This window comes from Roseburia zhanii (assembly GCF_014287635.1).
GTDB lineage: Bacteria > Bacillota > Clostridia > Lachnospirales > Lachnospiraceae > Roseburia_B > Roseburia_B zhanii.
Genome location: NZ_JACOPH010000030.1, coordinates 1 through 6,059 on the forward strand (window position 1 = coordinate 1; position 6,059 = coordinate 6,059).

Annotated in this window: 7 protein-coding genes; 3 read left to right on the plus strand and 4 right to left on the minus strand. The window is 43.2% G+C overall.

Annotation, left to right across the window (positions count from 1 at the left end):
* Window positions 1–126 precede the first annotated feature (126 nt).
* From H8S17_RS15575 to H8S17_RS17300, 3 genes are all read left to right on the plus strand, one after another.
* Window positions 127–2,055, plus strand: coding sequence for a hypothetical protein (locus H8S17_RS15575; protein WP_186867848.1), 1,929 nt, complete (start codon window positions 127–129; stop codon window positions 2,053–2,055).
* Window positions 2,056–2,416: 361 nt separating this feature from the next.
* A complete protein-coding gene (locus tag H8S17_RS15580; RefSeq protein WP_186867849.1) occupies window positions 2,417–2,740 on the plus strand; it encodes a hypothetical protein in 324 nt (107 codons plus the stop codon).
* Window positions 2,741–2,886: 146 nt separating this feature from the next.
* Window positions 2,887–3,069 (plus strand): transposon-transfer assisting family protein, encoded by a 183-nt coding sequence (locus tag H8S17_RS17300; RefSeq protein WP_408639461.1) that lies wholly within the window; start codon window positions 2,887–2,889, stop codon window positions 3,067–3,069.
* 539 nt (window positions 3,070–3,608) lie between these two features.
* Here H8S17_RS17300 and H8S17_RS16630 read toward each other — a convergent pair.
* The 4 genes from H8S17_RS16630 to H8S17_RS17305 are packed head-to-tail and all read right to left on the minus strand — an operon-like array spanning window position 3,609 to window position 5,476.
* Window positions 3,609–3,746: a hypothetical protein gene (locus tag H8S17_RS16630; protein ID WP_243238111.1), complete on the minus strand. Its 138-nt coding sequence runs from the start codon at window positions 3,744–3,746 to the stop codon at window positions 3,609–3,611.
* Window positions 3,743–4,030: an Abi family protein gene (locus tag H8S17_RS15595; protein ID WP_186867850.1), complete on the minus strand. Its 288-nt coding sequence runs from the start codon at window positions 4,028–4,030 to the stop codon at window positions 3,743–3,745. The genes H8S17_RS16630 and H8S17_RS15595 overlap by 4 nt, the downstream gene beginning before the upstream one ends.
* A 58-nt stretch (window positions 4,031–4,088) precedes the next feature.
* On the minus strand, window positions 4,089–5,330 hold the full coding sequence (locus H8S17_RS15600; protein WP_186867851.1) for a relaxase/mobilization nuclease domain-containing protein: 1,242 nt from the start codon (window positions 5,328–5,330) through the stop codon (window positions 4,089–4,091).
* Complete coding sequence (locus H8S17_RS17305) at window positions 5,267–5,476, minus strand: hypothetical protein (protein ID WP_330595820.1); 210 nt, start codon at window positions 5,474–5,476, stop codon at window positions 5,267–5,269. Before H8S17_RS17305 ends, H8S17_RS15600 begins: the two co-directional genes overlap by 64 nt.
* Window positions 5,477–6,059 lie beyond the last annotated feature (583 nt).

Here is a 6,059-nt window from a genome sequence, read left to right on the forward strand (position 1 = left end):
GAATATCCATGATTTATGGCCAAGGGGAATGACATAGACTTAGAAAATATCTCTATGAAGAAATGAAAATATGAGAAAAAGCGAGTTAACAAGAGAAAAACAAAGATTATTATGGGAGGAATGACAATGGAAGCTAACTATAAAAAGAAGCTACTGAGTATGTTTCTTGTGCTCGCACTCTGCCTGTCGATGATATCGATATCAGCGATGGCTGAGGAGACAGCAGGCGGAAGTGCCGCGGCCGGGCAGGAGGAACTGACGACAGGTGACCCCGCAGGTGCAGAGACACCATCTGAGTGTCTATCTCTCGACGCGCCGGAGAGCATCACCTATACCGAAGACTTGACGATTACGGCAAACGTAACTACGGAAGGCGCAGTTACCTACAAATGGTTTGAGGATGATACAGAGCTGACCGGTCAGACAGGAGAGACCCTGACGCTGAAGGATACTCCGCGCAAGAGTCCTTATACTACAAATCCCGAGCCTGCTGAATACGGGAACGTGGGAAATCATACCTTCAGATGCGAGGCAACTATTGATAATGGTGATGTCGTCAAGAAAGAGGTCACTGTGACCGTGAAACCGGCAGATCTGTCGAACGCGGAACTTACGATCCGCGGTGAGGACGAACTGGCTTATGATCCATATAGTTCCGATAAAGATAGCGGTATAGTGCGTCGTATCGTATTTGATCTGTGGTATAACAACAAATACCTGACCGTGCAGTCTGATGAACCGTGGATGGAACCGATCGATGCATCTGACTATACAGTTACGGGCCATAAAGGGGTAAAAGATGCCGGTACCTATACACTGACTGTCACCGGACAGGGCAACTACACCGGCACAAAATCCATCCAGTTTGTGGTAAAGCCGTGTGAATTATCAGATAAGGCAGCAACCAGTAATTTAAGAAAGGAATATGACGGTACGACAGATCTGCCGCTGGATCAGTTGGATTTCGTTAGTTTTCTATACGAAGGAAAAAACAATATCATATACTTTAACAGAGGCACAGATTATACGGTAGAGGGAGCGCAGTTTGAGAATGCAGATGCCGGATATCCTAAAACGGTCATTATAAAATTCCGAATGCTGAATCCGAACTATACTTTTGAGGGTGGCCAGAGGGAAATAGAAATTGTCAGAAGTCAGCAGGATGCCGGCAATGCAACGCAGGAGATAGTCAAAGCGGCGGCAGCTGACCAGTCTGTGGATCTGGAAGTAATGAACGGTCATGCAAAGACTTATAACGTTGATCTCGCGGAGCTGATCCCCGAATTGACTGCTCCGAAGCAGTATGGTGACATCACTTACGGTCAGCCGGTTGTGCAGTTGGATACAGGCTACTATGCTGCAGGTGGTGCAAAGGTCGAGAACGGCGTGCTCAGCCTGCCGATCAAACAGGTAGATACAAAGGCTGAGGGCGAGATCGGTACAGTTCAAGTAGTAGTCAGCACGACAAACTACAAAGATATGACGCTGACGGTCAACGTCAAGGCAACGAATAAACTGATACCGACCGGAGCGCCGACACTGAGTAAATCATCACTCACTTATGGTGAGACGTTAGGCAATATGAAGCTCTCCGGTTCAATGGAATATGAGAATGCGGCTGTTGAGGGGACATTTGCATGGGATACTCCAGACGCGAAACCGGCTGCGACGGCTGCATATACTGCAAAATGGACATTTATACCGAATGATGGCACCAGATATCAGACAGTAAAGGGTACAACAGAGATTCCAGTGAATAAAGCAACACCTGCGGGTGAGCCGGTTTATACAAGGATTACGGCTGCTGGCAAGACGGTAACGGTCGCGGCACTCGCAGCCAACCCGGGCTGGCCAGCGGGTACGGTCAAATGGGTCGATGCAGACGGAAAGCAGTTGGACGACAGCACAGAAGTCAAGGTAAATACCGCTTACCACTGGTTATTTATACCGACAGATACGAAGAACTATAATGAGGCAACTGGTACGATCGTGCTCTATATGGTTTCTTCATCCGGTGGCGGATCGACCGGCGGTGGCGTAGCCGGGAGGCGGTGATGGCGGAGCATCTGCCATTGCAATTCCGGTATCATCCGGAAAGGGAAATATAACGATTAGTGCCACGGTAAAAGGCACGACAGCTACCACAACGAAACGGAGAAGGTAATCAAAGACCCGATGTTTTCCTTGGTGAGAGGAGAGCATCGGGTTTTAGTAGTGCTTTAGTTCTGCTCCGACTGCGCCGGAATATCTCCGATGAAGATTTTCTATTTGACGTGCGTCAAAAAAGGAGTAGTATAGAACTACTCAAAACAGAAAGGGCACGTATATGAAGAATCGGGTAATCAATGAGACACAGGATCTCACCTAATTAAAATGGTCTCAGATCAGGAGCTCCAGTGGGACCGCAGGCACCTTTTTGAAATCGGAATCTGTCATAGACCGCAGGAAAAAATATTATAAATTGTCTAATTTTGATTCGGCCAATGGAGTGCTTGGACATGAAAGTGTAAATGAAATCATTGTTGACCGGCTGCCGGAGTATGTTTCACGGCGCAAGGAGACGAATGCCGTTGACTGTGTGTTGCTGGAGGACTGTAGGCTGTTGTGTTTTTTTGCAAATGAAGAAGTGAAAAAAATAGATTTGGAGCGCTTGAAAAATAGTGGAGATGTAGATAAAATCATAAACAATGAACGATTGTACCGGTCGGGGCAGGTAGGTGTCGATGGAAACAGATGGTAAAGAACTGCCGAAACTTGTGCAAAAAAGTAAAGCTGTAGGAATGCAGATTGAATCAGTCATTGGTGACATGGCTTATTCTGATAAGAAAAGAGATTGATACATATGGATATAGAGATTCGGTATCTGACAGAGAATCACAGATACAAATGATTGCTGATGATATAAGAACTGGAAATGTGAAACCGCTCAGTATTTTCTTGCAGGCATCGATTGACGAAGGAATAGACGAGGACAGTGATATGGAAGATATTGCCGGGCAGGTATTAGAAAAATTAGAAGGCATGAATGATAAAAAATTTGCAGAATTAGTGTTAGAAGCGGCAGAATAAAAAGATGGTAGTCATTAGGAAATATCCTTTTGGCTACCATCTTTTTTGTTGAAAATTAAAGAGGAGCCGAATTACTCCGACTCCTCCAAGTATGTGTCCGCAAACACATACCCCAATTGCTATCCATAATATACTATATACAAGTGAAATATGCAAGCATTATATGGCATTTTTCAAGATGCCCAGCCGAGAAAACAAATCGGGATGAATGGTAATAGCTGAAACATTCGGGTTTACGGATGCTTCGTATTCTCGTGTGATCTTTTCAAATTCTCGAATAAATGATTTAATCTCAGTTTTAGAAACTTTCAGTAATTTCAAGTAATAACAAATGAGAATAATATAGTCACCAATAGTTTTGAAATTTATGTAAGGCATTCCCATTTCTAAAATCAGACACTGCTTCATTGGTCTGGATGGATCCATTTTTTTGAAACGGGTATCGTATACTACATCATTATGGGCAATAGCATTTCTCAGATCCTTTAAGGCATATACATATTTATAAAGCAATTCCCGATAGGTATCACTGGATAGATTTATGCCAATTGAACGGGATATTTTTCACGCATATCAATAGTCAGACAGGAAAGCAGATAACCAAAATCGCCCATAGTAAGAATGCTGATTGCTTTATCATACATATCATAGATACTGCTTGAATCTATTTCTGTCATATTGTGTTTAATGCAATATTTTTAAGGGCAGTTTCAATAAACATCATTTTTCCATATAAAAGAGACTTTAGTTTTGTGTCATATTGTACGGTTGCGTTGATCTCATTGTATGAGGTAAATGGAAGGCGGTTTGAGGATGATACAAAAAAGCGGTATCCCTTATAACCATGAAAATATCCTGTATTGATCAGTTGCTGCTTTTGAGAAGTCCCTGAGATGGAAATTCCGTTATTTCTAAGATGCCGCATTAAGGCATCAGTTGATTTATAGTCTGTTTTCGCCATAGTATCTCCTAAGTGTTTGTGGTAATTAGGTATAATACATGGTATCATTATTAACAAGCTACAAGATAGGATTATTCTTTTTCTTAAATTGTTCCTGCACCGGATCGGTTTGTGTCCGTTCGAGATATTGATTCAGATTTTCCTGTTTCCGCTTTAAATTGCGCACCTCTATTTCGCAGCTCTTGTAGGTTGCGGTCAGTTCTTTTTTCTGCGTTTCCAATGCCTGATACTCGGCTCGCAGCTTATCCACATTCAATCCTTTTAGCTTGATGCCTGCCTGTTTAAGCACCCGTCTTGCGCCGCCATAGAGGATGATCTGGCTCTCGTATCTGCGGAAATAAGCATCCGGGTTCTTGGCTTTCTTGTAAGCGATATGATAGGAGCGGTTGTCTTTGTACTGCTCGGCATATTTGATGATTTCCGCAAGGTCTTTCATGTGGTGTTCCAGTTCCACAACGCTCTGTCTGGCGGACTTGACCGCTTCGGTTTTTACAGTAATTTTATTTTCCAGATCGGAGAGAGAACCAGCTTCATTATAGCTTTGTGCGGCGATTTTCAGATTCTCGATTGCTGCCCACTGTTGCAGTCCGGGACTGTTCTGGAATTTCTCGTCCGAGGTGTCAATGAGCCTGCGGGCAGAGTAGTCTTTTTTCGGGATCACTGCCTTTTGTTCCCGTTTCTTTTCGATGTGTTCCCGGATACGTTCTTTTGTGTATTCTTTCCCTAAAGACCTAGCACTGCCACGGACAAAACGCTCCTTGTCCAGAGGTCGGAAAGAGATATATTTTGCAGCATCTTCTCCAAAAGTTTCCCCTTTGATTTCATATCCTTTGGCTCTCATTAAAAGCAGAAATTCTTCATAAGTGGAAGCCGACTTGATGCAAAAATTGATGTCCCGTCGAAGCTGGGTTTTCCAGGTTGAACCATTCTGCTCAGACTGCCATTCCTTGTATTTTTTGCCACGTTCACCGCCGGGAATGATGACAGAAAGATTGTGTTCTTTGCACAGTTCATCACTCAGGTGGCGGATGCGGTGGTAGGTCTGTGTACAGTCATGGTATTTGTTGTATTCAATGTTGTCAGCCGCACAAAAGATGATATGATTGTGTATATGCCCCTTATCAATGTGCGTGGTGACAACATACGAATATTTCCCCTCTAAAACCTTGTCTGCAAGCTCTTTTCCGATGCGGTGCGCTTCCTCATAACTGACCTCGCCCGGAGCAAAAGCCTGTATCAAATGATAGGCTTTGTTGGGACTGTTTTCCCTGCAATGGTCAAGCGTATATTTAAAGTCAATTGGCGCAGTTTCCGGTGCTGTTTACCCTCTTCAGACATACTCTTCATGCCGGACGCTTTGAACTTGGTGTTGAGGATGTACTGCTCATCATCGCTGAGATAAAATTGCACCGGATTGGTGCGGTTTCGCTTTGTCATTTCTGCCATTTCCTTTCTCTCTTTTGGGTACAAAAAAACTGCTGTAAAATGTTCGATTTTTACAACAGTTTGTTTCAAGTTTTATTTAGTTTTGGGTATAACCATCCAAAACAAATTGTAGCAAAAGCGGCAGGAAAGGTCAAGGTATTCCACAGGAAAACCGAAGAAAAAATAAAAGATGGTTAGGGACACTTCCCTATGGAAATTCACACGCACAGATGATAGGAAAGTGTGGGAAATTTCGCCTGTGTCATGACACAGGCAGTGCTTGTTACGATTGTTTTTTGCCACTCCAAGAGGGTGTGGCGGATAGTAAATGTGGATAGTAAAGTAATAATATCAACATGACGATATAGAAAATGCAGGGAAGCATTGTATTTCAAAGAGTTTGAGATACAGTGCTTCTGCGTTTCTATAGGAGATAGTCGTTCTATGCGGAAAATAGTCATTTGATGCAGAGAATGATCGAGTGAAAGATTTGTTTGATATAATAAAGAGTGCTAGGTGAGACTTGTATGGTTTACAGGTATGAGAGCAATCAAAGACAGGAATGAAAAATATGAACATTATTATTTGTGATGACAGGATAGAT